A 1,835-nucleotide genomic window follows, 5' to 3' on the forward strand; every position below is an offset into this window, starting at 1 on the left:
GCCGTMCACTGGAGACGCTGCTGGCGACCTGGGGCCTGTCGCTGGTGCTCCAGCAGGCCGTCCGCACCATGTTCGGCCCGACCAACCGCGAGGTCGGCAATCCCTCCTGGATGAGCGGCGCCTTCGAGCTCGGCCAGATCACCATCACCTATAACCGGCTGTGGATCCTCTGCTTCACGCTCGCCGTGTTCGCGATCCTGCTGGCGATGCTGCGCTACACCGCGCTGGGCCTGGAGATGCGCGCCGTGACGCAGAACCGCCGCATGGCGGCCTCCATGGGGATCGCCACCTCGCGCGTCGACGCGCTCACCTTCGGCCTCGGTTCGGGCATTGCCGGCATCGCCGGCGTGGCGCTGTCGCAGATCGACAATGTCAGCCCCAATCTCGGCCAGAGCTATATCATCGACAGCTTCATGGTCGTGGTGTTCGGTGGGGTCGGCAATCTCTGGGGCACGCTGGTCGGCGCCTTCACGCTCGGCATCGCCAACAAGTTCCTGGAGCCGGTCGCAGGCGCCGTGCTCGGCAAGATCGCCATCCTGGTTCTCATCATCCTGTTCATTCAAAAGCGGCCGCGCGGCCTGTTCGCGCTCAAGGGCCGTGCGGTGGAAGCATGACCCCTCACATGCTGACGCGATCGCTGGACCGCGGCGCGACGATCTTCCTGCTGGTTGTCGCCGCGCTGGGCGTGCTGATCCCGTTGTCAAACCTGCTGCTGCCCGCGGGCTCGTTCCTGCAAGTGCCGACCTACCTGGTCGCGCTCTGGGGCAAATATGTCTGCTACGCCATCCTGGCCCTCGCGATCGACCTGATCTGGGGCTATTGCGGCATCCTCTCGCTCGGCCACGGCGCTTTCTTCGCGCTCGGCGGCTACGCGATGGGCATGTACCTGATGCGGCAGATCGGCACCCGCGGCGTCTACGGCAACCCGATCCTGCCCGACTTCATGGTGTTCCTGAACTATTCGAAGCTGCCCTGGTACTGGTACGGCTTCGACATGTTCTGGTTCGCCGCGCTGATGGTGCTGGTCGTGCCCGGGCTGCTCGCCTTCTGCTTCGGCTGGCTCGCCTTCCGCTCCCGCGTCACCGGCGTCTACCTGTCGATCATCACGCAGGCGATGACCTATGCGCTGCTGCTTGCGTTCTTCCGCAATGATTTCGGCTTCGGCGGCAACAACGGCCTGACCGACTTCAAGGACATCCTGGGCTTCAACGTGCAGGCGGAGGGGACTCGCGCCGCGCTGTTTGCGCTGAGCTGCCTGGCGCTGATCCTGGGCTTCCTGATCTGCCGCGCCATCGTCTCGTCCAAGCTCGGCAAGGTGCTGATCGCGGTGCGTGACGCGGAATCGCGCACCCGCTTCCTCGGCTACCGTGTCGAATCCTACAAGCTGTTCGTGTTCACGGTGTCGGCCTGCATGGCCGGCGTTGCCGGCGCGCTCTACGTGCCGCAGGTCGGAATCATCAATCCGAGCGAATTCGCGCCGGGCAATTCGATCGAGGCGGTGATCTGGGTCGCGGTCGGCGGCCGCGGCACGCTGGTGGGCGCGGCGCTCGGCGCCGTCGTCGTCAATTACGCAAAGACGTTCTTCACCTCGGGCATGCTGGCGCCGTACTGGCTGTTCATGCTCGGCGCGCTTTTCATCCTGGTGACGCTGCTGCTGCCCAAGGGCATCGTCGGCACCTTCAATGCCTGGTGGGCTTCGTCGCAGGAAAAGCGCCCGGCCGAGACGACTGTGAGCGCCGCGGCCGAGGACGGCGTCAGCGAACCCAAGATGGCGGAGGAAGCGCAATGAACGTCATGGACACCCGCGCAACCGCCGCGATGCTCTATCTCGACGG

2 protein-coding genes are annotated in these 1,835 nt (G+C 65.4%); both read left to right on the forward strand.

Annotated elements, in window-relative coordinates:
* On the forward strand, positions 1-614 hold a 614-nt coding region (gene urtB, locus AC1D00_RS39360; protein WP_477014392.1), incomplete at its 5' end, for an urea ABC transporter permease subunit UrtB.
* Complete coding sequence (gene urtC / locus AC1D00_RS39365) at positions 611-1,789, forward strand: urea ABC transporter permease subunit UrtC (RefSeq protein ID WP_477014393.1); 1,179 nt, start codon at positions 611-613, stop codon at positions 1,787-1,789. The genes urtB and urtC, both read left to right, overlap by 4 nt.
* Positions 1,790-1,835: the final 46 nt, after the last annotated feature.

The organism is Bradyrhizobium sp. P2_E8 (genome assembly GCF_056403875.1).

Bases quoted from the DNA above. Each gene is read 5' to 3' on its own strand.
- urtC (WP_477014393.1), top strand. From the start codon at position 611: ATGACCCCTCACATGCTGACGCGATCGCTGGACCGCGGCGCGACGATC.